The organism is Pseudomonas sp. GW823-FHT02E01 (assembly GCF_058797535.1).
Genome location: NZ_JBXAJS010000006.1, coordinates 78,853 through 99,969 on the forward strand (window position 1 = coordinate 78,853; position 21,117 = coordinate 99,969).

Sequence of the window (21,117 nt, forward strand, 5' to 3'; positions counted from 1 at the left end):
TTAGGGGATTAAAGCTACGAATAACCAGTTTCCTATCATGACCTGTCATTTGTTTTTCCGTGCGGTCGTAAAGCGAGATAAAAAATACAGCTGTTGAGCTTGGCTTATAAGTTAGGCATATTTTATATTTTATCGGTAGAAACCATTATTCATTATTTCGAGAGATTGACGTGTCAAACAAGAAGCTCATCTACTTAGATTACAATGTGTTTGCTTATTATCACGACAACAAAGATCCTAGGGTTCGTTTGCGTATTGATAAACTAAGGGATGCATATAGATTCTGTTACAGTCCCGCGCATTTGGAGGATATTGGATCTTCTCTTATGTGGAATAGGGGCCAGAATAAAGCTGAAGCCAAAAAGATTGCGAAACAAACAATTAACAAAGCTATAACTATTTCCAAAATCACTGAGGATCTTGAAGTTTTTCCAGGTACAGGGTGTGAGCCGGCAAAATTCATACGAGAGTTTCCTGCCAGATGTCTCGATCGTGTGTTGAAGCACGCTGATAGAAACTATTACCTTGACCCGAAAGAACGAAGCATGCTCGAAGGATTTAAAGCCCAAGACCCTAAGGGTGCAACTTCTAATGTAATGGCTAATATGCCGGTGGACTTTTTGTGTAAGCCAGAATATGAAAACCCTCTGTTGGAAAAGTTGAAGTCGAGTCTTTCGCTCGCAGAGAAATGCGCGCGTGCGGGGGTCACTAATTATACGTGGGAAAGCATATCTAAATCGCAAGAAGTCATGGAGCACGTTTTCGAGGTGGTATTCAATCACCTCGAGGAAATCCGATATAAGCCTGATGCTGTTAAAAAGTCCAGGTCGCGGATGCATGATGTTTCACACGCTATTTATGCGGCGCACGCAGATTACTTTGTGACCAATGACGGAGGCTTTTCAAGTAAAGCGCGCGTCGTCTACTCATATCTTGGCGTACCAACGGAGGTGGTGGATTATCTACACTTTATGGAGCACCCTGAACTCTTTGAATGCTGTGTAGACTCCTGAGCATTCCGCGGATCACTATGGATCAACGTTGATATTACGACTGACAGGCTGCAATGGGCTGAAGGCCGCCGCCTACGAGTGGCAGCTTTCGACCCATTGCAGCCGTTCGCTGACGACTGCAATGGGGCGTGAAAGCAGGCCGGTTTGTGTTAAGACGTCTATAGAAAGATCTCGCTGTGGATGCGTTCAGACGTTACTGGTCTTGAGACCTCAATACATTGATCCATGCACTGGGAATCTCGCGCCCCCAAGCGGAGTAAATTGGAGCAAACGCTACTTGCGCCTGATCTCGTAATATCTCCGTTTCTGCGAGGGTTGTAACATTATTATCCCGAATGATTTGGGCGTGTAATTGCACCGGATCACCAGTTTTACTCACAAGGGTGGCCGTTAGGAACTCATTTTTGTCGGGTGCATCCACTGCTCGACGATAAGGTTTGCTCGGATCAAAACGGGCGGACCAGACCTCACCAATAATGATTACAGCATCCGCTCCATGCTTGATGACCTCATTTGCGAGCACCCTCATGACAAGGTACTTTTCCCCGTGTTCTTGTACAGCCAAAGTGGAAATATGTGCGATATTGGTGCCCTTGAGTAGGAATGCAATGGTGATGTGATGACCATCTACTAAGAACATTTTGCGGGCAGTAGCAAATAGATCATTCAACTTCGATTCCGGGCCAGGGGCTGTTGATGGGAACATATCCTTCGGAGATAGCCCATATCTTTTGGCAGCTTGCTCCGTTTCAGCCAAGTCAATCTCGACTTCTTTTTGTGTCAGTTCCATTGCCTGCCCCGTCGCAAGCCATACATCGTGACTCCGGGATTCGCCGTGACCAATCATGCAGGGTAATCTGCCACCGCGTGATTCTCTGCCTGAAGTGTGATCAACATCGTTGACCATTGTGGAAGGCGGTTCCAAACCTAGCTCACGGTGAGCATCAACTACTAATTCAGCTATTTTTCCGTAAGCTATACCTACAGCGTCTAAAAGCTCGTAATCTGGCAAACTATTTTCTACCCAGCGTCTTTGTATACGCAGGATGCCATCTTTAAAGACATGCTTTCTTAGTTCTTCAGATTGAATGCTGTTAATTAGTTCTGCTGGGCTTTGGAAGAGTTCTGCGGGCACGTCGATGCGCGGGCCCTCTTCGTAGTATGAAGCGACGATTTCGGCTCGAACAAAGCTATGCGCCTCCAGATCTCCCTGTTTTTCGATCCTGTTACGGGCATCCACCATCCAGCGCATCAACGGATCCGCGCGCAGCTTCAACTGCCAAGACTCATACCAAGGGTCAAAATTACTAAAAATCCGTTTATTGCTCTGCAAAATGAAGCTAACAGTGCGCAACGTTTGAATCGCAGTCTGGATCGCAACCCTAAATGTGTCAGGGTCGAAATATCCACGTTCAGCCTCATGCCAATGACGATGCACATCACTCAGTCTGCGATCCACTGCACTCAACGGGCAGTGATATTCATGTTTTTCTTCCGTCATTTACAACCACCTAACAGTTTATCGAAAGCCAAAGGGAGTAAACTCGGTTTCACGACCTCGAACATTTTGTGAACGCATTCGTACGTGATATTTTCGATTGATCCAAATGAAATGAACAAGAGCCCTGTTAAGGTGGCCACTGATTTCTATCTACCAGACTAACCGCACTTCCCTAGTGCCCCATTGCTAAAGTTCGACGCTACTGCTTTGCCATCATATTGTCTACCTTACTGATACGGACCGGTCTTGCCGGCACAAGCAAAACTCACAAGGGTCATGGCAAGAGTCATGTCTACGGGAGTTTGTCAGACCGGATCGACAGGCTGCTTTTGGCCGGAAGCTGCCTGCCGAATTTGAATGCAACGGAAGCTTTCGCGAGCTTCCGCTTATCCGAATCACCGTTTTTTCAGCTTATGCTCAATGTGCCCCATTTCCGCCTTGATCGCGGTAATGGTGAGCTTTTGCATCGCTGTGCTTTTTCCGATTTTGGTATCCACGATTTTGAGTAGGGCGGTCAGGTGGGCTTTTCTCGCATTAAGCGCTTCTGAAGTAGTCGAGGTGTTTTGTGCCGTTGCATTCATGGCATCGATCCTTGGAGTGATTTAAACAGCCCGCGAAAGCAGGCTGTTTCAGGGTAAATCGACGGTTACATCGCGAGCAGGTCCTGCAGGCGATGCCGGCTGCTACGGTCTGCGAGCTCACTCCATTTCCAACTACCAAAATTCTCACCTAGTTGGGGAATATCGAGCTTAAAGAGTGATACCGGATCCCGGTTGATCATGCGGGAAGCAGCATAGAGCTTGCCGCCTACCTCAAGTAGCTCATGGGCCGCTTCATTCCACTGTTCTTCCAAAACGTCATGAGCGAGGTGTAAGGCCTTTTTCTCTATCTTTTGTTGCTCTTCCTGAGCCTCGGTGATGTGTCGGTCAACAGTCACCAGCTCCTGCTCCAGGGCGGTGATGATTAGGTGCTGACGACGATGTTGTTCAGTCGTGGCGGTGAGGTTTTTTGCCGCTTTCTGTGCGTCACTGCTGGCAGATTTCTCACCCTCTACATCGCCCCATGCCACTGCCTGTGCGTAAGCGGTGGCCGCGAGGGTCTCCGCTTGGCGCGCACTGGCTATTTCCTCCTGCGCTTGCTGACGCACTTCCTCCAAACGTGTGCTGAGGCTCTGTCGTTTTGTATTGAGTTCGGTCTCGTCCGCAGCCCAGTTCGCCATGTCGGCGATGTAGTCCGCCATGAGGGTGTCGCAGTTGGCAAGGTTCTCGCGGCGGTGAATCTTCGGGTTCAGCCGGTAGAGTTCCATATCCAACGAATCAATCTTTCTTTTTCGCTCGTTGTACTGCTCACGCACTTCACGTTCCTGGCCCTGCTCAATCGTTTCGGGGTTCTCCAACGCTCTTTCATAGGGAATCAGGGCGGCTTGAAGACTCTCAATCTCACTGGTCAGTTGGTCGCGGCGGTCTTTCATTTCTTGAATGTCGTTCATTTGACTGGTCTCTGTGTGAATCGATAGTGGAATGGTTGAGCGGCTGGCGAGGCCGGAATGAGCCGGCGCTACCTCAGTCAGTAGGCTGGCCGTCAGGCGGCCTGAGCCTCGCCCTCATCTGTTCCCGGAATCGTCTTCACCACATAGCAACGCTGGGTGCCCATGCCGGGTAAGCGGACGGAGCAGGAGGCTTTACCATTTGGACCTGGCTCAAGGACGCCACGGCGAATTAGCTCTTTGTTCACGGCATTGAGGTTCATGCCCTTGAACACTTCAGAGCGCCATGCCTCGGGCAACACGTAGTAGGTATTTGTGGTGTGCAAGGCATCACCTAGGCCGTGCTCCAACGTCTTGCGAAAGCCCAATCGGTCTATGGTGCGCGGACCGTGCTCGTCGATCTTCGCAGCGGCTGACTCCCAGCGGGTGAAGCGGCTTTCACCGAAACGCTCGATCACCTGGCGCAGGCGCGCCAGGATCGCGTCCCCTTCGAGGTTCCCTGCGCCGCCGCGCTCATTCATCCAGGCACTGAGACACACCCGAGCGGCTGTAGTGGCGGTGCCGTCAGGCCAGCCAGTGATCCCCATCGCGGTGGCCAGCTCGCCTGCTGCGGCGGCCAGACCAAACCGGGCCGCCGCACGGTACGCTTGACCGCTGGCCGAGGCGGGCAGTGCCTTGACAATAAAACCCTCCAAGGTGTGGCGCAGAATCGTTGACCACCCATGCAGCTTGCCGGGCTCACAGAGGGTCGACAGGAAGGCGGTGAGTGGTGTGCCGTAGTATTTGGCTACCCTTGCCTTGAGCGCATCGGAGAGGGCGGCGGCGTCATCAAAACCATTCAGTACGTCGAACATGCCCAGACCTTTGCTGGCGTCCGCTGGCACGGCGAGCATCCGCACTTCCATGCCTGCTTTGAGCTCCTTGTTCGCTTCCGCCATGTGTTGCGCCAACGTCTTCTCACCAGTCGACAGAAACAGCAAACGCCATTCCTGCACCTGCCGGCCTGCTTGTCCTCGGTCGTTGGCGCGGGCTTTACCGGTGCCATTGCCAAGCATGTACACCGTTTCGCCAATGATGCGTGGGTCGCACATGCCGATTTCATCCAGCACTAGGAGCCCGTCGGAATGTGCGGCGGCGATGGATTCCAAGGCGTTGTCCGTCGAGCGCCAAGAACGCACCAGACGCGGGCCACCGTAGATCGAGGCGGCCACTTGCAGGTGGGTGGTCTTGCCACCCGAGCTGTCACCATAGAGGTGAAAGCCGCCCGACTCATGGCCAAGCAGGTGCAGCAGTGGACCGGCAAACGCCACGCTGGCCACAAACGCCAAGCGGTGATTGCCGATGCACAAAGCGCCGATTTGCTCTTGCCATTGCTCCAGGGTGCCGGCTTCGCTGATTGGTGGGAGCTGCGCGCCGGCCTCATAGAAGTGCAGGTGCTCCACATGCGCACCGACCTGTTTTTCGGGCAGCAAGAAGGCGCTGTCGTGCCAGCCCAAACGGGTGACCAGTCGTGCGCGCTGGGCGCTGTCGAAGCCGCCGAGATAACTCTGCAGGTCGTTGCGGGCGTTGCGACCGGAACGACTGCCGGCCAGTCGCAACCCCATGTCCACGAGTGGGCCGAGTACGTCTTTGCCGAAGTCGCCGGTCATGGTCCGCGCCGGGATGTTCCAGCGCTTTTTCGCCCCGTCGGGATCGTCGAATTCGACTAACAATCCCCAGTTGTGACCTTGTGCATCGCGGGTGCGCGCCAGGATCTCCAGTGGTGAGCACACCGGGCGCGCTTCGCCATCATCACCCGAGTAAAACACACCTTCCGGCGTGAGGCGAAAGCCACCGGGCAGCAGATCGTTTTTGGGATTCGCGGTACGTTTGGTCGTTGGCTTGGTCTTGGCTTCGGGTGGCTCGGTTGGTGCCTTCTCCGGCTCGACGCCAAACAACTCACCGCTGCGTTCCAGCTCGGCGAAGTGCGCCGCCGTCCAGCCTTTGGCCTGCGCATCGGCCGCGTCGTCGCCGTCATCCCATTGACCACCTTTAGCGAATGTCGGTTGGTCATTCTTGAGCGTGGGCTTGCGTTTGAAGACGTCCAGGGCGATCAGTCGCACAGACGCGGCGCCGATCTGGTGAAGTTGATCGGCGACGGCATTCATGCAGCTTTTGCCACTGGCGTCATTGTCTGGCCACAACACCACGGACCGACCTTTGAGCGGTGTCAGGTCAGCTTTGTGCCAGGAGTTTGAGCCGTTCGGCCAGCACGTGGCCACGTAATTGGGCAGCAGATCCGTCACGGCGTCGGCGGCCTTTTCGCCTTCGCACAGAATGACCGGAGCCTCTGCGCGTTGCGCCAGTTCATCCAGGCGCAGCAGTGGGCGCGGCTCCGGCAGACCTTGCCAGCGCCATTGCTGCGTTTGACCGTCGGCACGTTGGCACCAGGTCAAGGGGGCAAACACCTTGCGTGGCTTGCCGTCTTCATCCGGGCCCAAATCGAAGCGGTAGAGCGCCATGACTGGCTGGCCCTGAGCGTCGCGGTAAATCCAGACTTTGGACGGCGTACCGTGTTGCCGGTGTTTGGCCGGGCACTTGCTCATGGCCTCGGCCGGGATCGGCTGAATGGCAATCCATTCCGGTGTTTTGTTTTTGCTGGGGCTCGGTTTCGATTGAACCGCACCAGCGGTAACGTGCAGCAGATCCGCCAGCTTATTGCAGGCTTCGACGTCGGTGCTGCCATCCAGATAGCGCACCAGATCGATCAGGTCGCCACCTTTGTCATCGGTGGCAAAATCCGCCCAAGTGCCTTTGCTCAAGTTGACCTTGAGGGAACCTGCGCGCTTGTCGGTGCGAGTTGGATTGGGAGCGGTGTATTCCTTGCCGCCATCCACGCGCTTGCCGTTGGGCAGCCAGTGAGCAAGCACACGATCAATGTTCTGCAACGCAGCAGCTTTGACTTGAGCGAACGTGGGTCGACGGACGTTGGAAGTAGAGGTGGTCATGCGCCACCGCCTTGGGCCAATTGCAACCCACTGGTGACGTCATCGATGATCGCCTTGGCCATCTCACTCAAGTAATGCGAAGCCCAGACCATTGAGGCGTTGTCATTCTCCATACCGCTCAGGAAGGTGAGTTTTTTCACGCAATCCATGAGCAGGGAGGCTTGCTCAAGCGCCTCTTCGCACGAGACGCCGGCATTGATTCGGAACAGTGGCTGATTCTGAGCGTTGCACTTAGCAAAGGTAGCGCCGCCAACGGTATTGATCACCATGGAAGGATTCATTGCGCGCCTCCGTCCATAACTTGCCGGGTGGAGTTGTCGGCGTGCACGGCGAGGGTGCGGATCAATCCCAAGGTGCCCCGAACGTCCCATAGGGCAGCCGCGATGACATGGTTGGCTAAACGAGGGCCGTCGCAGTCGAACTGATCTTCAAGAAGCAAAAGTACAGAGTTGGCGCGTTCCACAGCACAGGTAAGGGCATCAATCGGAACACCGGCTTCGGCGTCGTTGTGGACGCAAAGCAAGTCCTCGGGCAGGGCGAAACTCAGAGCGGAATTCATTGGGCACCGCCTGCGGCTTCGAGAGCGCGGGCTTTGGCCATATGAGAATTGAAACGGGCGAGACGGGTAGCGAGACTGGAGTTGGCGTGTAAAGCGGCGAGAGCCATTGCACGATGGGCAGCGGCGCGAATTTTGGACGGATTGAGGGTGTACATGGGGTGAAGCTCCTGTATGTGAGGAGCTGCCACGGTTCGCCGTCAAACGAATTGGGGTGGCAGCTGTGCGCAGGTTGACGGACCGGGCATACAGGACCCCGGCAGACCCGAAGATCTCCCACGCACAGCCGCCATAAAACGGGAATGCGGGCACAAAAAAAGCGCCTGCAATCGATATGGGGGCGCCTGTGCGCCTGTATGTACTCGGGCCGTCAAACCCGGTCGCTGATTTTGCAGCGACGGCCAGAGAGTAACGTCCGTTTTTCGAAAGTGCAACCGTGCGTATAACTTGCGAAATTTTCAGGTGGGGCATAAATTGTTCTGGCATGTAGATTTACCTCAACGCCTTCGGATCGCTCCCGGGGGCGTTTTCATTTCAGGCATGAACTTCCCAGCGCAGGGAAAGCAGGGGCAGGAAGTCACCATCGATCATGGCGCGAGCATCTTCGTAGGCGGCTGCTTGCTGGCCTTCGTCGACAGTCACTGCATTGAATTTTTCGGTGTGGAAGGTAATGGCGCACCAGGTGCCGTCAGGCCAACTGAGCACACCAACGACGCGACTTTGTTTTTCCTGCCGGCTGCGATAACGCTCAAGGCGTTGCATGTAACGCGGCGAAAAACCGACTTGGCGCAGAATTGAGAAGGGTTGCAACACTGCCGTAGTGATAGGTCTTTTTCTCATGCTGCCACCCGATCACGTGCAGCGATGCGCGCGCGAGTCCATGCTTGAATCTCTCCGAGCACCCACGCGACTGGCGCACTTCGGGCGTTGCTGTTACTTAGCTTCACTGGGAGTGGAAATCCACTCTCAGGTTGGCGCATGAGCTTGTAGATGGTCGGGCGGGCAAGCCCAACGATTGATACCACCTCTGGCATACGGATGAGAGTCGTGGCGGGGTCGTGTGAAGCAAGGTGTTTTATTGCGGTAGTCATAGCGATCCAAACCTGCGTTTATTGAGACGACAGGCCATACGCTACGGAGAGGGAGGGGAACGGACTGTGTCCGTTCCCTTTTTTATTTGAGTGGTCGAAGACCTAGCGCGGTCAAATGATCGCGGATGGTTTTCTTGGTGCCGTGAACGGCCTGGTCGAACAGTAGGTTGGTTAGCTCTGCATCTGTCAGGTTTCGTTTCTCGATTCGCCGGCCTGCAATAATTTGCTCTGCGGCTGCCTTTATGTTTGAGCGCCTATCCATCGTTTCTATTTGCGTTTTAGAGCCTGCCTCTTGATTACCTTTGCCAGCCTCTTGCCCGCGTTTAGATGCCTTCGCTGAGAAGGCTTCGTCAAGTAGTCGAAGCATCAGACTCGATGTGTTGAAGCCATTTTTGGATACATCGATGCTCTCAACCTGGCGATAGAGGCTTGCCATCAACAATGTCTGATTAGCCTCACCTTTCAAGACTGCAAACTGCTCTCTCGCTTCTATTTCAAAGCCGGCGCGGCGATCTCGTTCTTTATCGATAAGAGCCGCGTACTGGCGGGGTGAGTCCTTTCTTAGCCCCTCTATCAGATCCGCATCTATATCGTAGGTAGCGACCTCGAGCTCGAAGAGCCAATTTGCAAGTATTTCCACAGCTTGTACGCCGAGTACCAGGGCAAAAGCTGCAGCGAGTTGTGAATCTGTAGCTGGATGATCGACCCCGAGAAAGCCTCGAATGACGTAAGGCAGTGAAGCTGCTTCCGCAGAGCTTGCACGTTCACCGATGGCATCCCGGAGTCGAAACAAGGTTCTTGTGACTGATTCTGCACAGGTCGCGTAAGAGCCATCCTCAAGCCAGAACGAAGTTGCCACGCCGATGAGGTCGAAAGCTTCTCGGAAATGCTCGTGGAAATGGGGAAACAACGCTAACTCACGCACTGCTAGTTCGGCGTCACCCATGTCCCAAATCAGACACTTCACGTCGGTCCCTGCGATTTCTAGTTCTTCAGGTTCAATACCTAGCTCGATATCCATTTAGGCCGCCCCTCGCCCCGAGACAGGCGCGCTGTTCCAGCGTCGTGGATTGGATAAAGCCGCTGCCGACAGGAAGGACTCGGGGATATTTCTGTTACACGACTTCGTGTCGTTACACTTGAGGCAATCGAGGTGAAAACAACGTGTAACTGATAAATAATTCATTATTATCAATGAGTTGGATGGCTGCGTTACACCTGTAACACGCGTTACACCGATTTTTAAGGGGAGGCGATTACGTGCGCTCATACCGCCTTCCCAAACTGTCCCTGCACCACATTACCTGCTGCCATTTGCTCAAGGTGATCGGCATACCACTGCATCATCACTACACGCTGCTCTAGGTACTGAGCCTTGTTATATACCCCTGAAATACCTTCCTCTTTGTGGGCAAGCTGCGCCTCAACGTGTTCTTTAGGCCAGCCATGTTCTCGAAGCAATGTGCTCGCTGTGTGGCGAGTCCCGTGTCCAACGAGACGACCTTTGTAGCCTATGGTGGCGAAGACCTTGTTGATTGTGTTTTCACTGATGGTCGGATTTTTTGCTCCCACTCCTGGGAAGAGCCAGCGGCTGCGACCGGTTAAGCAATACAGCTCTTTCAGTGCCGCAACGGCTTGGTGGGGAAGGGGACATACAAAATCCCGGCGCATCTTCATCTTGGCAGCAGGTGTAGTCCAAATGGATTTTTCAAGGTCGAATTCTTTCCATTCAGCCAATCGAACCATGCCGGGTCGTGATGCTGTCCAGACACAAAGCCAAGCAGCAGTGCGGGCTGTCAGTCTGCTCGGTGTGTTTCTGAGCGCTTGGAGGAATTCAGCCAGCTCAGGCTCCAGCAAATGTGGATGCTGCTGAGTCTTAGGAGCTTGTGCAGCAATGTCACGCAGGCGGCTGCCCGGATCGTTTTCGGTGAGTCCTAAGCCAATAGCTCTACCGAAGATCTGATTGATCCAGGTGCGGCACTTTTCCGCCACGTTGTGTGCGTTTCGGGCTTCGAGGGATGCCTGGAGTTCAGCGCAGTCAGTACGGGTGATTTCGTCGAGCGGCTTATCTCCCAACGCCGGGAGTATGTCTTTGTCGAGGTAGGTGCGGATTTTGTTAAGGGTGGAGGGAGCGAGGCCCTTTTCTTCTTTGGCCTTGAGCCAAGCTTCAGCAGCAGCTCGGAAGGTCCGAGTCCTGGCAGCATCAATGGCAGCTCTGGCGGAGCGTTTCTGTTCGAGAGGATCGGCACCGCTGCTAACTACCTTGCGTAGTTCGGCAGCTTTGTCCCGTGCCAACGCACCACTTACTTCCGGGTAACCCCCGAGCCCCATCCATGCCCAATTGCCCGCCGGGCGTTTGTAACGGAGCTGCCAGGATTTACCACCATCAGGTTTGACCCGGAAATACAGGCCGTTTCCGTCTAGCTCCCGGTATTCCTTTGATTCCGGCTCCAGTCCCGCAAGTGTTGTATCTGCGAGAGGGCGGCGCTTGATGTCTGCGCGCTTCATCCTTGTATCCCAAAGTTCGGTATTTTTCTCAGGATACAAGCAGGGATACAGGGATACAACGGATAAGGGGATACAGAGGTAGATAGCCAGACACAAAAAAACCGGCTCAAGTGGCCGGTTTCTCTGGGTCTGAAAGTCTGGTAGAGACTTTCAGATACTGCTATATGGTGCCCCGAGGGAGACTCGAACTCCCACTCCTTTCGAAAACGGATTTTGAATCCGCCGCGTCTACCAATTCCGCCATCAGGGCTCAATGGCGGCGAAGTATAGAGATGAGATAACCGCTGGTCAATCAGGTACATGGAGAATTTTTGATAATTCCGCTAGACTTCCCGGCCCTGCTAGACGAACCCCATCATGCGCGTTGCTGACTTTACCTTCGAGCTCCCTGATTCGCTGATCGCCCGCCATCCGCTGGCCGAGCGGCGCAATAGTCGCCTGTTGACCCTGGATGGGGTCAGCGGCGCCCTGGCACACCGTCAATTCACTGATTTGCTGGAGCATTTGCGCCCTGGCGACTTGATGGTGTTCAACAATACCCGGGTGATTCCGGCGCGGCTGTTTGGCCAGAAGGCTTCCGGCGGCAAGCTGGAAATCCTGGTGGAGCGGGTGCTCGACAGTCATCGCGTGCTGGCCCATGTGCGTTCCAGCAAGTCGCCCAAGCCTGGGTCGAAGATTCTCATCGACGGCGGTGGCGAGGCTGAAATGCTGGCGCGTCACGATGCGTTGTTCGAGCTGGGGTTCGCTGAGGAGGTGTTGCCGTTGCTCGACCGTGTCGGGCACATGCCGCTGCCTCCTTATATAGACCGCCCGGACGAGGGCGCCGACCGCGAGCGTTACCAGACCGTCTACGCCGAGCGTTTGGGCGCGGTGGCGGCGCCGACGGCGGGGCTGCATTTCGATCAGGTGCTGATGGAGGCGATTGCCGCCAAGGGCGTCGAGACTGCGTTCGTGACCCTGCACGTCGGCGCCGGTACGTTCCAGCCGGTGCGCGTGGAGAAGCTCGAAGACCACCACATGCACAGCGAATGGCTGGAAGTCGGCCAGGACGTGGTCGATGCCGTTGCCGCCTGCCGCGCTCGCGGTGGTCGCGTGGTGGCGGTGGGGACCACCAGCGTGCGTTCCCTGGAAAGCGCCGCTCGCGATGGTGTGCTCAAGCCGTTCAGCGGCGACACCGACATTTTCATCTACCCGGGCCGGCCGTTTCATGTGGTCGATGCCCTGGTCACCAACTTCCATTTGCCTGAATCCACGCTGTTGATGCTGGTTTCGGCGTTCGCCGGTTATCCCGAGACCATGGCTGCCTACAAGGCCGCGGTCGACAACGGTTACCGCTTTTTCAGCTACGGTGATGCGATGTTCATCACGCGTAATCCTGCGCCGACTGCCCCTAAAGAATCGGGCCCAGAGGAAACTGTATGAGTCGCACCTGTCGTATGTCTTTCGAGCTGCTGGCCACTGATGGCAAGGCTCGTCGCGGTCGTTTGACCTTCCCGCGCGGTACCGTCGAGACCCCGGCTTTCATGCCGGTGGGCACCTACGGCACGGTCAAGGGCATGCTGCCACGGGATATCGAGGCGACGGGCGCGGAAATCATTCTGGGCAACACTTTCCACCTGTGGCTGCGCCCGGGCACGGAAGTGATCAAGAAGCACGGCGACCTGCACGATTTCATGCAGTGGAAAGGTCCGATCTTGACCGACTCCGGCGGTTTCCAGGTGTTCAGCCTGGGCGCCATGCGCAAGATCAAGGAGGAGGGCGTGACCTTCGCTTCCCCGGTCGACGGCGCCAAGGTGTTCATGGGCCCGGAAGAGTCGATGCAGGTCCAGCGTGACCTGGGCTCCGACATCGTGATGATTTTCGACGAATGCACGCCGTACCCGGCCGACGAAGACGTTGCCCGTATTTCCATGGAATTGTCCCTGCGTTGGGCCAAGCGTTCGAAAGAAGCCCATGGCGACAACACGGCGGCGCTGTTCGGTATCGTTCAGGGCGGCATGCACCAGGACCTGCGCATGCGCTCCCTGGAAGGCCTCGACAAGATCGGCTTCGACGGCCTGGCCATCGGCGGTCTGTCGGTGGGCGAGCCCAAGCACGAGATGATCAAGGTGCTGGATTACCTGCCGGGCATGATGCCGGCTGACAAACCTCGTTACCTTATGGGCGTTGGCAAACCGGAAGACTTGGTTGAGGGTGTGCGCCGCGGTGTGGACATGTTCGATTGCGTGATGCCAACCCGTAATGCCCGCAATGGGCATCTGTTCATTGATACCGGTGTGCTGAAGATCCGTAACGCGTTCCATCGCCATGATGATTCGCCGCTCGATCCGACCTGCGATTGCTATACCTGCCAGAACTTCTCCCGCGCTTATCTGCATCACCTGGACAAGTGCGGCGAAATGCTGGGAAGCATGCTCAATACCATCCATAACTTGCGCCATTATCAAGTGCTTATGGCTGGTTTGCGCGAGGCTATTCAACAGGGTACATTGGCCGCCTTTGTCGATGCCTTCTACGCCAAACGCGGGTTGCCTGTTCCGCCTTTGGACTGAGTTTACTGACCCCAAGATTCAACATTTGCAACTGGAGTGCTAAATGAGCTTTTTTATCTCTAATGCCATGGCAGACGCTGCTGCACCTGCGGCAGCCCCTATGGGCGGCGGTTTCGAGTGGATTTTCCTGGTCGGCTTCCTGGTCATCTTCTACCTGATGATCTGGCGTCCACAGGCCAAACGCGCCAAAGAGCAGAAAAACCTGCTGAGCAGCCTGCAGAAAGGCGACGAAGTTGTGACCACCGGCGGCATCGCCGGCAAGATCACTAAAGTGGCCGACGATTTCGTCGTTCTGGAAGTTTCCGACACCGTCGAAATGAAGTTCCAGAAAGGCGCCATCGCCGCCACGCTGCCAAAAGGCACGCTCAAAGCGATCTAAGTTTCAACTTCATTTTCAATCGACGGGGCGCGCAAGGCGCCCCGCGTCATAAACGGGCGGCGTGATGCTGAACAAATATCCTCTGTGGAAATACATTCTGATCCTGGCGGTGCTGGCGGTCGGTCTGATTTATTCCGCTCCCAATCTTTATCCTGATGACCCGGCCATTCAGGTCAGCGGTGCAAGCACTGCGCTGCAAGTCAATCAGGCTGATCTGGATCGCGTGAGCGCTGCGCTCAAGGAATCCGGGATCAACGTCAAGGCTGCCACGCTGGCAGAGGGCGGCAAGGGCGGTCTGATTCGCCTGACCAAGGCTGAAGACCAGCTGCCGGCCAAGGACGTCGTGCGCAAGGCATTGGGTGATGACTACGTCGTCGCGCTGAACCTGGCACAAACCACTCCGCAATGGCTGCGCAACCTCGCTGCGCACCCGATGAAGCTGGGTCTGGACTTGTCCGGTGGTGTGCACTTCCTGCTGGAAGTGGACATGGACAAAGCCCTCGACGCGCGCCTGAAAGTCTACGAAGGCGACGTCAAGAGCCTGCTGCGTAAAGAGAAGCTGCGCTATCGCAGTCTGCCGCAACTGGGCGGTGCCATTCAGCTGGGCTTCACTGATGAAGCAGCCCGCGAACAGGCCCGTACGCTGATCCGCAAGAACTTCAACGATTTCGACATTGTTCCGGCCGACCTCAACGGTCAACCGGTGCTGCGTCTGGCGATGACCCCGGCCAAGCTGGCGGAAATCCGTGAATACTCCATCAAGCAGAACTTGACCACGGTACGTAACCGCGTCAACGAGCTGGGTGTTGCCGAACCGATCGTCCAGCGTCAGGGCGCCAACCGCATCGTGGTTGAGCTGCCGGGCGTGCAGGACACTGCCGAAGCCAAGCGTATCCTCGGCAAGACGGCCAACCTTGAGTTCCGTCTGGCGGCTGAGCCGGGTGCTTCGAAAGCCACTTCCGAATCCTTCGAGTTCCGTGAGGGCAACCGTCCTCCTGCGCTGATCGAGCGTGGCCTGATCATCACCGGTGACCAGGTAACCGACGCCAAGGCTGGCTTCGACGAGCACGGCAGACCAGAAGTGAATATCCGTCTGGATGGCCATGGCGGCGAGCTGATGAGCCGTGCTACCCGTTCGAACGTCGGTCGCAGCATGGCGGTGATCTTCATCGAGCAGCGTCCGGTTACCACTTACACCAAGCAGGTGGTCAACGGCGTCGAGAAAGACGTGCCGGTTCAGACCTTCAAGGAAGAGAAGAAGATCATCAGCCTGGCGACCATTCAGTCGCCGCTGGGTGCTCAGTTCCGCATCACTGGCCTGAACGGCCAGGGCGAGTCGTCCGAACTGGCGCTGCTGCTGCGTGCCGGTGGTCTGGCCGCTCCGATGTACTTCGCTGAAGAACGCACCATCGGTCCAAGCCTGGGTGCCGACAACATCACCAAGGGTATCGATGCATCGCTGTGGGGCATGCTGTTCGTCTCGCTGTTCATCATCGCCATCTACCGCTTCTTCGGCATCATCGCCACTGTCGCGCTGACGGTGAACATGGTGATGCTGCTGGCCTTGATGTCTCTGCTGGGTGCAACGCTGACCCTGCCGGGTATCGCCGGTATCGTGTTGACCATGGGTATGGCGGTCGACGCCAACGTGCTGATCTTCTCGCGGATCCGTGAAGAGATCGCCGCCGGCATGACCGTGCAGCGCGCAATCAACGAAGGCTTCGGCCGGGCATTCACCGCGATTCTCGACGCCAACCTGACAACACTGTTGGTCGGCGGCATCCTCTTTGCCATGGGCACCGGCCCGGTCAAGGGCTTCGCAGTGACCATGTCCCTCGGGATCTTTACCTCGATGTTCACGGCCATCATGGTGACCCGCGCGATGGTCAACCTGATCTTCGGCGGTCGTGACTTCAAGAAGTTGTGGATTTAAGGGGCTGCCATGTTACGTACAATCAACTTCATGGGCGTTCGCAACTTTGCGTTCGGCGTCACATTGTTCCTTACGGTGCTGGCCTTGTTCAGCGTCGCCACCAAGGGCATGAACTGGGGCCTGGACTTCACCGGCGGTACGCTCATCGAGCTGACCTACGAGCGTCCGGCCGACGTCACCCAGGTGCGTGAGCAGCTGGTGACCGCGGGTTATCACGAAGCCATCGTGCAGAACTTCGGTGCAACCACCGACCTGCTGGTGCGCATGCCTGGCGAAGACCCGCAACTGGGTCACCAGGTGGCCGAAGCCTTGCAGAAGGTGGGCGGCGAGAACCCGGCGACGGTCAAGCGCGTCGAGTTCGTCGGCCCGCAGGTGGGTGAAGAGCTGCGCGACCAGGGCGGCCTCGGCATGCTGATGGCGCTGGGCGGCATCCTGATCTACCTGGCGTTCCGCTTTCAGTGGAAGTTTGCGGTCGGTGCGATCGTGTCCCTGATCCACGACGTGATCGTGACCATCGGTATCCTGTCGTTCTTCCAGATCACCTTCGACCTGACGGTACTGGCGGCGGTGCTGGCGATCATCGGTTACTCGCTCAACGACACCATCGTGGTATTCGACCGGGTTCGTGAGAACTTCCGGGTACTGCGCAAGGCCAGCCTGATCGAGAACATCAACATCTCGACCACGCAAACCCTGCTGCGGACCATGGCGACTTCGATTTCCACCTTGCTGGCGATCGCGGCCCTGCTGTTCTTCGGTGGCGACAACCTGTTCGGCTTCTCCATCGCCCTGTTCATCGGTGTTCTGGCGGGTACTTACTCATCGATCTACATCGCGAACGTGGTGCTGATCTGGCTGAGCCTGAGCACGGAAGACCTGATTCCTCCGGCCAATACCGAGAAGGAAGTCGACGACCGTCCTTGAAGGAAGCTTCTTTCAGCGATGTAGTCCGAAAAAGGCGCGAGTTGAACTCGCGCCTTTTTTTGTGCTCCAAGGCAGGGAGAAGCGCGGGTTTATCCCGCATGTGATGGTCCAGGAGGTTCATGTGAACAAGTCGATGCTGGTTGGTGCTGTACTGGGTGCTGTCGGTGTGACTGCCGGGGGTGCTGTGGCCACCTACAGCCTGGTTAAAAGCGGCCCGGAGTTCGCACAAGTACTCGCCGTTGAGCCGGTCAAGACACAAATCAAGACTCCACGTGAAGTGTGCAAGGATGTAGCGGTCACCCGGCAGGCGCCGGTGAAAGATCAACATCAGATCGCCGGTACGGTGGTCGGTGCATTGGCAGGTGGTTTGCTGGGTAACCAGATCGGTGGCGGCAGCGGTAAGAAGATCGCCACGGTCGCAGGTGCTGTCGGTGGCGGTTACGCCGGTAACAAGGTGCAGGAAGGCATGCAGGAGCGTGACACCTACACCACCACCCAGACCCGCTGTAACACGGTTAACGACATCAGTGACAAGGTTGTAGGTTACGACGTGCGTTATTCGCTGGACGGCAAGGAAGGCAAGGTGCGCATGGATCGTGATCCGGGGAACCAGATCCCTGTGGATAAAGAGGGCAAGTTGATCTTGTCGGATAATCAGACGGCTCACTGATCTGCTGACGCTGGATTAAAAAGAAGCACCCTGCGGGGTGCTTTTTTTGTGCCCGCGATCTATGCGCCACCGCAATCCCCTGTAGGAGCGAGCCTGCTCGCGAAGAACCCAAGGGCGCCGCGTTTATCCAGAATTCCCGCGTTATCGTTGACGACCTTCGCGAGCAGGCTCGCTCCTACAGAGGATTGCGGTGTTTTGAGGAACAAATTCCAGGCATAAAAAAAGCACCCCGAAGGGTGCTTTTTCTGTCGCTGGAAGCTTAGCGCTTCAGCGAGGCCGGCAGGTGCGGCTGGATGGCCGTCAGGACTGCCTTGAAGCACTTGGTGTTGCCGGCAACGACGTGGCCTTTTTCAAGGAAGTCGTGACCGCCGGTGAAGTCGCTCACCAGGCCGCCAGCTTCCTGAATCAGCAGGGCGCCTGCTGCCATGTCCCACTCGGACAGGCCCGACTCCCAGAAGGCGTCGAAGCGGCCGGCGGCCACGTAGGCCAGGTCCAGGCTTGCAGAGCCGGCGCGGCGGATGCCGGCGGTCTGGCCAACCAGGGCGCGGAACATGCCCAGGTAGTTGTCGAGGTTGTCCATCTGGTCGTCACGGAACGGGAAACCGGTACCCAGCAGGGCGCCGTCGAGGCTGGTGCGACCGCTGACGCGCAGGCGACGACCGTTCAGTTGAGCGCCGCGACCACGGCTGGCGGTGAATTCTTCCTGGCGAACCGGGTCCAGAACAACAGCGTGCTCAAGACGACCGCGGTATTTGCAGGCGATGCTGACAGCGAAGTGAGGAATGCCGCGCAGGAAGTTGGTGGTGCCGTCCAGCGGATCGATGATCCACAGGTACTCTTCGCCTTCGATGCCGGTGCCGGCGTGCATGCCGGTTTCTTCACCCAGGATCGAGTGATTCGGGTACGCCTTGCGCAGGGCGTCGATGATTTTCTGTTCGGCGGCGCGATCCACCTCGGATACGTAATCCTTGGCGTCTTTTTCGTCGACCTTGATGGTATCCAGGCGCTCGATGGAGCGGAAGATCAATTCACTGGCGCTGCGGGCGGCGCGCAGCGCGATATTCAGCATGGGCTGCATGGATGTGTCACCTAAGGTTGTTAAAGAAAGCCGGGCATTCTATCAGAAAGTTTCTACAGGAGAAGGACGACGTTCGCTTTCATGGCTTAACGGTAGGATGAGCTGTAAGATTCTGCTCCCGATTATTGTGTTCGAGAGCGCCTCCCTTGCTGCAAAACATTCGTGTCGTCCTGGTCAATACCAGCCATCCGGGCAATATCGGCGGGGCTGCGCGTGCCATGAAGAACATGGGGCTGTCGCGGCTGGTGCTGGTCGAGCCTCGTGTGTTCCCGCATCACGAGGCCGATGCCCGTGCCTCCGGTGCCGGGGACATCCTTGAAAACGCGCAAGTCGTCGCCACCTTGGAAGATGCCTTGGTCGGTTGCAACCTGGTGCTTGGTACCAGTGCTCGCGACCGGCGCATTCCCTGGCCGCTGCTCGATCCCCGCGAATGCGGAACGAAGGTGGTCGAGGAAGCGGGGCAGGGTGCGGAAATCGCTCTGGTGTTCGGTCGTGAAGATTCCGGCCTGACCAACGAAGAGCTGCAGCGGTGTCATTATCACGTGCACATTCCATCAGACCCTGAGTTCAGTTCGCTGAACCTTGGGGCGGCGGTGCAGGTGTTGGGTTATGAAGTGCGCATGTCCTGGCTGGCGGCCCAAGGTCAGCCGAGCAAGGTCGAGAAGGAAGAAGTGGCCTCGGTCAAAAGCGCTGAGCTGGCGACCATGGACGAGCTGGAGCGATTCTATGAGCACCTGGAGCAGACCCTGGTGGCCATCGAATTCCTCGATCCGGAAAAGCCACGGCACTTGATGGCGCGCCTGCGCCGGTTGTACGGACGCAGCTCGGTCAGCCGGGCGGAAATGAATATTTTGCGTGGCATCCTCACGGAAACCCAAAAAGCGGCCCGTGGTGAGCTCCTTAAGCGGAAGGATTAATGATGTTCGAGCGTTTGCGTGAAGATATCCAGAGCGTATTCCACCGAGACCCGGCGGCGCGTAACGCTTTTGAAGTCCTGACTTGCTATCCGGGCATGCACGCCATCTGGATCCACCGTTTGTCGGCGATGCTGTGGCGCGCGGACCTGAAATGGCTGGCGCGGCTGGTGTCGAACTTCGGCCGCTGGTTGACCGGGATCGAGATCCATCCGGGGGCCAAGGTCGGTCGTCGTTTCTTCATTGACCATGGCATGGGCATCGTCATCGGTGAAACCGCCGAGATCGGCGATGACGTCACTATTTATCAGGGCGTGACCCTGGGCGGCACCAGCTGGAACAAGGGCAAGCGTCACCCGACGCTGGGTGATGGCGTCGTGGTCGGGGCGGGCGCGAAGGTGCTCGGCCCGTTCACTGTCGGTGCCGGTGCCAAGGTGGGTTCCAACGCTGTCGTGACCAAGGAAGTGCCGCCGGGTGCCACTGTGGTGGGTATTCCGGGGCGGATCATCGTCAAGTCCGATGTCGAGCAGGACGCCAAGCGCAAGGCCATGGCCGAGAAGATCGGTTTTGATGCCTACGGCCTCAGCGAAGACATGCCTGACCCGGTGGCGCGTGCCATTGGTCAGCTGCTCGATCACCTGCAGGCGGTCGATGGACGTCTGGAGGGGATGTGCGGGGCGTTGAAGGACCTGGGCAGCAATTACTGTGCGAAAGATCTGCCTGAGCTGCGCGAAGAAGATTTCGCCTGTGTGAAGGATAAAGACCAAAGCCAAGCCAGCTGACGTTTTGTAGGAGCGAGCATGCTCGCGATGGACCTGAGAGCGCCGTGGGGTGTCAGGCCCCCAGCGTTATCGTTGACGACCATCGCGAGCATGCTCGCTCCTACAGTACTGCTGGCTGTAACCGGCCAGGCTTTGCTATGATGCTGCCGCTCTTTTGCGGGTAAACCTGACTAAAGTACTAGGTCTTATAGTTGACTTAAATACTCGGGAATTGCATACTCGCCTCATTCCGAACTCCGTGGTAATTGTCCATGCGACTGACTACAAAAGGCCGATACGCCGTGACCGCCATGCTTGACCTGGCGTTGCACGCGCAGCACGGGCCCGTGTCCCTGGCCGATATCTCCGAGCGCCAAGGCATCTCCCTGTCCTACCTCGAACAGCTTTTCGCCAAGCTGCGCCGCAGCAATCTGGTGTCCAGCGTGCGTGGTCCGGGTGGTGGCTACCAATTGTCCCGCGACATGCAGGGCATCCAGGTCGCCCAGGTGATCGATGCGGTGAACGAATCGGTCGATGCAACCAAATGCCAGGGCCAGGGTGATTGCCATCAAGGCGACACCTGTCTGACCCACCACTTGTGGTGCGATCTGAGCCTGCAAATTCACGAATTTCTGAGCGGTATCAGCTTGGCTGACCTTGTGACTCGCCGTGAGGTGCAAGAAGTAGCCCAGCGTCAGGACCAGCGCCGTTGCAACAGCAAGGCGCCACGCCTGGACAAGATTGAAGCGTCCGCCGTCGAATGA

At 56.8% G+C, this 21,117-nt stretch carries 22 protein-coding genes and 1 tRNA gene; 10 read left to right on the forward strand and 13 right to left on the reverse strand.

Annotated elements, in window-relative coordinates; all coding sequences use genetic code 11:
* Window positions 1–170: 170 nt before the first annotated feature.
* Window positions 171–1,013, forward strand: a complete 843-nt coding sequence (locus tag AC1RDQ_RS15970) for a hypothetical protein (RefSeq protein WP_492587703.1) — start codon at window positions 171–173, stop codon at window positions 1,011–1,013.
* Between the two features lie 193 nt (window positions 1,014–1,206).
* Here AC1RDQ_RS15970 and AC1RDQ_RS15975 read toward each other — a convergent pair whose 3' ends face one another.
* The 12 genes from AC1RDQ_RS15975 to AC1RDQ_RS16030 form a co-directional block, all read right to left on the reverse strand.
* Window positions 1,207–2,514: a hypothetical protein gene (locus AC1RDQ_RS15975; RefSeq protein ID WP_492587704.1), complete on the reverse strand. Its 1,308-nt coding sequence runs from the start codon at window positions 2,512–2,514 to the stop codon at window positions 1,207–1,209.
* 395 nt (window positions 2,515–2,909) lie between these two features.
* Window positions 2,910–3,095: a hypothetical protein gene (locus AC1RDQ_RS15980; protein ID WP_492587705.1), complete on the reverse strand. Its 186-nt coding sequence runs from the start codon at window positions 3,093–3,095 to the stop codon at window positions 2,910–2,912.
* A gap of 65 nt (window positions 3,096–3,160) precedes the next feature.
* A complete protein-coding gene (locus AC1RDQ_RS15985) occupies window positions 3,161–4,003 on the reverse strand; it encodes a chromosome segregation protein SMC (RefSeq protein ID WP_492587706.1) in 843 nt (280 codons plus the stop codon).
* Window positions 4,004–4,095: 92 nt separating this feature from the next.
* Entirely contained in the window at window positions 4,096–6,987 is a 2,892-nt protein-coding gene (locus AC1RDQ_RS15990) for a DUF927 domain-containing protein (RefSeq protein ID WP_492587707.1), read from the reverse strand.
* The gene (locus AC1RDQ_RS15995) at window positions 6,984–7,268 is read right to left on the reverse strand and encodes a DUF3077 domain-containing protein (protein ID WP_492587708.1); all 285 of its coding nucleotides are present in this window, start codon (window positions 7,266–7,268) and stop codon (window positions 6,984–6,986) included. The genes AC1RDQ_RS15990 and AC1RDQ_RS15995 overlap by 4 nt, the downstream gene beginning before the upstream one ends.
* Entirely contained in the window at window positions 7,265–7,546 is a 282-nt protein-coding gene (locus tag AC1RDQ_RS16000) for a hypothetical protein (protein ID WP_492587709.1), read from the reverse strand. The genes AC1RDQ_RS15995 and AC1RDQ_RS16000 overlap by 4 nt, the downstream gene beginning before the upstream one ends.
* Window positions 7,543–7,701, reverse strand: coding sequence for a hypothetical protein (locus AC1RDQ_RS16005; protein ID WP_492587710.1), 159 nt, complete (start codon window positions 7,699–7,701; stop codon window positions 7,543–7,545). The genes AC1RDQ_RS16000 and AC1RDQ_RS16005 overlap by 4 nt, the downstream gene beginning before the upstream one ends.
* 376 nt (window positions 7,702–8,077) lie before the next feature.
* A complete protein-coding gene (locus AC1RDQ_RS16010) occupies window positions 8,078–8,383 on the reverse strand; it encodes a hypothetical protein (RefSeq protein WP_172791592.1) in 306 nt (101 codons plus the stop codon).
* Window positions 8,380–8,634, reverse strand: coding sequence for a helix-turn-helix transcriptional regulator (locus AC1RDQ_RS16015; RefSeq protein WP_172791591.1), 255 nt, complete (start codon window positions 8,632–8,634; stop codon window positions 8,380–8,382). Before AC1RDQ_RS16015 ends, AC1RDQ_RS16010 begins: the two co-directional genes overlap by 4 nt.
* An 82-nt stretch (window positions 8,635–8,716) precedes the next feature.
* The gene (locus AC1RDQ_RS16020; protein WP_492587711.1) at window positions 8,717–9,655 is read right to left on the reverse strand and encodes a hypothetical protein; all 939 of its coding nucleotides are present in this window, start codon (window positions 9,653–9,655) and stop codon (window positions 8,717–8,719) included.
* A 245-nt stretch (window positions 9,656–9,900) separates the two neighbouring features.
* Window positions 9,901–11,142 (reverse strand): tyrosine-type recombinase/integrase, encoded by a 1,242-nt coding sequence (locus AC1RDQ_RS16025; protein ID WP_492587712.1) that lies wholly within the window; start codon window positions 11,140–11,142, stop codon window positions 9,901–9,903.
* A gap of 165 nt (window positions 11,143–11,307) precedes the next feature.
* Window positions 11,308–11,392, reverse strand: a tRNA-Leu gene (locus AC1RDQ_RS16030).
* A 107-nt stretch (window positions 11,393–11,499) separates the two neighbouring features.
* On the opposite strand from AC1RDQ_RS16030, the gene queA reads away from it, so the two are divergent.
* The 6 genes from queA (at window position 11,500) to AC1RDQ_RS16060 (ending at window position 17,600) form a co-directional block, all read left to right on the forward strand.
* Complete coding sequence (queA, locus tag AC1RDQ_RS16035; RefSeq protein ID WP_056721282.1) at window positions 11,500–12,564, forward strand: tRNA preQ1(34) S-adenosylmethionine ribosyltransferase-isomerase QueA; 1,065 nt, start codon at window positions 11,500–11,502, stop codon at window positions 12,562–12,564.
* Window positions 12,565–12,578: 14 nt separating this feature from the next.
* Window positions 12,579–13,694 carry a tRNA guanosine(34) transglycosylase Tgt gene (tgt, locus tag AC1RDQ_RS16040; RefSeq protein WP_162130301.1) on the forward strand — a complete coding sequence of 372 codons (1,116 nt, stop codon included), beginning with the start codon at window positions 12,579–12,581 and terminating at the stop codon, window positions 13,692–13,694.
* A gap of 43 nt (window positions 13,695–13,737) precedes the next feature.
* Entirely contained in the window at window positions 13,738–14,073 is a 336-nt protein-coding gene (yajC, locus tag AC1RDQ_RS16045; RefSeq protein ID WP_007956696.1) for a preprotein translocase subunit YajC, read from the forward strand.
* 64 nt (window positions 14,074–14,137) lie between these two features.
* Entirely contained in the window at window positions 14,138–16,006 is a 1,869-nt protein-coding gene (gene secD, locus AC1RDQ_RS16050; RefSeq protein WP_057716306.1) for a protein translocase subunit SecD, read from the forward strand.
* 9 nt (window positions 16,007–16,015) lie between these two features.
* Window positions 16,016–16,930, forward strand: a complete 915-nt coding sequence (secF, locus tag AC1RDQ_RS16055; protein WP_492587713.1) for a protein translocase subunit SecF — start codon at window positions 16,016–16,018, stop codon at window positions 16,928–16,930.
* A gap of 121 nt (window positions 16,931–17,051) precedes the next feature.
* Window positions 17,052–17,600 (forward strand): glycine zipper 2TM domain-containing protein, encoded by a 549-nt coding sequence (locus AC1RDQ_RS16060; protein ID WP_223501124.1) that lies wholly within the window; start codon window positions 17,052–17,054, stop codon window positions 17,598–17,600.
* A gap of 259 nt (window positions 17,601–17,859) precedes the next feature.
* On the opposite strand, the gene suhB is transcribed toward AC1RDQ_RS16060, so the two are convergent.
* Window positions 17,860–18,678, reverse strand: coding sequence for a type III secretion system regulator SuhB (suhB, locus tag AC1RDQ_RS16065; RefSeq protein ID WP_008053258.1), 819 nt, complete (start codon window positions 18,676–18,678; stop codon window positions 17,860–17,862).
* Window positions 18,679–18,824: 146 nt separating this feature from the next.
* Between suhB and trmJ the strand changes: the two genes are divergently transcribed.
* The 3 genes from trmJ to iscR all read left to right on the forward strand — a co-directional run bounded on the left by trmJ (window position 18,825) and on the right by iscR (window position 21,117).
* Window positions 18,825–19,595 (forward strand): tRNA (cytosine(32)/uridine(32)-2'-O)-methyltransferase TrmJ, encoded by a 771-nt coding sequence (gene trmJ / locus AC1RDQ_RS16070; protein WP_008053257.1) that lies wholly within the window; start codon window positions 18,825–18,827, stop codon window positions 19,593–19,595.
* Between the two features lie 2 nt (window positions 19,596–19,597).
* Window positions 19,598–20,374, forward strand: coding sequence for a serine O-acetyltransferase (gene cysE / locus AC1RDQ_RS16075; RefSeq protein ID WP_102670196.1), 777 nt, complete (start codon window positions 19,598–19,600; stop codon window positions 20,372–20,374).
* A 251-nt stretch (window positions 20,375–20,625) separates the two neighbouring features.
* Window positions 20,626–21,117, forward strand: coding sequence for a Fe-S cluster assembly transcriptional regulator IscR (gene iscR, locus AC1RDQ_RS16080; RefSeq protein ID WP_007903581.1), 492 nt, complete (start codon window positions 20,626–20,628; stop codon window positions 21,115–21,117).

What these genes read in the sequence shown, in the direction of transcription:
- AC1RDQ_RS15975 (WP_492587704.1), bottom strand. Translation starts at nt 2,514, where the DNA reads ATGACGGAAGAAAAACATGAATATCACTGCCCGTTGAGTGCAGTGGAT.
- AC1RDQ_RS15980 (WP_492587705.1), bottom strand. Translation starts at nt 3,095, where the DNA reads ATGAATGCAACGGCACAAAACACCTCGACTACTTCAGAAGCGCTTAAT.
- AC1RDQ_RS15985 (WP_492587706.1), bottom strand. Translation starts at nt 4,003, where the DNA reads ATGAACGACATTCAAGAAATGAAAGACCGCCGCGACCAACTGACCAGT.
- AC1RDQ_RS15990 (WP_492587707.1), bottom strand. Translation starts at nt 6,987, where the DNA reads ATGACCACCTCTACTTCCAACGTCCGTCGACCCACGTTCGCTCAAGTC.
- AC1RDQ_RS15995 (WP_492587708.1), bottom strand. Translation starts at nt 7,268, where the DNA reads ATGAATCCTTCCATGGTGATCAATACCGTTGGCGGCGCTACCTTTGCT.
- AC1RDQ_RS16000 (WP_492587709.1), bottom strand. Translation starts at nt 7,546, where the DNA reads ATGAATTCCGCTCTGAGTTTCGCCCTGCCCGAGGACTTGCTTTGCGTC.
- AC1RDQ_RS16005 (WP_492587710.1), bottom strand. Translation starts at nt 7,701, where the DNA reads ATGTACACCCTCAATCCGTCCAAAATTCGCGCCGCTGCCCATCGTGCA.
- AC1RDQ_RS16010 (WP_172791592.1), bottom strand. Translation starts at nt 8,383, where the DNA reads ATGAGAAAAAGACCTATCACTACGGCAGTGTTGCAACCCTTCTCAATT.
- AC1RDQ_RS16015 (WP_172791591.1), bottom strand. Translation starts at nt 8,634, where the DNA reads ATGACTACCGCAATAAAACACCTTGCTTCACACGACCCCGCCACGACT.
- AC1RDQ_RS16020 (WP_492587711.1), bottom strand. Translation starts at nt 9,655, where the DNA reads ATGGATATCGAGCTAGGTATTGAACCTGAAGAACTAGAAATCGCAGGG.
- AC1RDQ_RS16025 (WP_492587712.1), bottom strand. Translation starts at nt 11,142, where the DNA reads ATGAAGCGCGCAGACATCAAGCGCCGCCCTCTCGCAGATACAACACTT.
- queA (WP_056721282.1), top strand. Translation starts at nt 11,500, where the DNA reads ATGCGCGTTGCTGACTTTACCTTCGAGCTCCCTGATTCGCTGATCGCC.
- tgt (WP_162130301.1), top strand. Translation starts at nt 12,579, where the DNA reads ATGTCTTTCGAGCTGCTGGCCACTGATGGCAAGGCTCGTCGCGGTCGT.
- yajC (WP_007956696.1), top strand. Translation starts at nt 13,738, where the DNA reads ATGAGCTTTTTTATCTCTAATGCCATGGCAGACGCTGCTGCACCTGCG.
- secD (WP_057716306.1), top strand. Translation starts at nt 14,138, where the DNA reads ATGCTGAACAAATATCCTCTGTGGAAATACATTCTGATCCTGGCGGTG.
- secF (WP_492587713.1), top strand. Translation starts at nt 16,016, where the DNA reads ATGTTACGTACAATCAACTTCATGGGCGTTCGCAACTTTGCGTTCGGC.
- suhB (WP_008053258.1), bottom strand. Translation starts at nt 18,678, where the DNA reads ATGCAGCCCATGCTGAATATCGCGCTGCGCGCCGCCCGCAGCGCCAGT.
- cysE (WP_102670196.1), top strand. Translation starts at nt 19,598, where the DNA reads ATGTTCGAGCGTTTGCGTGAAGATATCCAGAGCGTATTCCACCGAGAC.
- iscR (WP_007903581.1), top strand. Translation starts at nt 20,626, where the DNA reads ATGCGACTGACTACAAAAGGCCGATACGCCGTGACCGCCATGCTTGAC.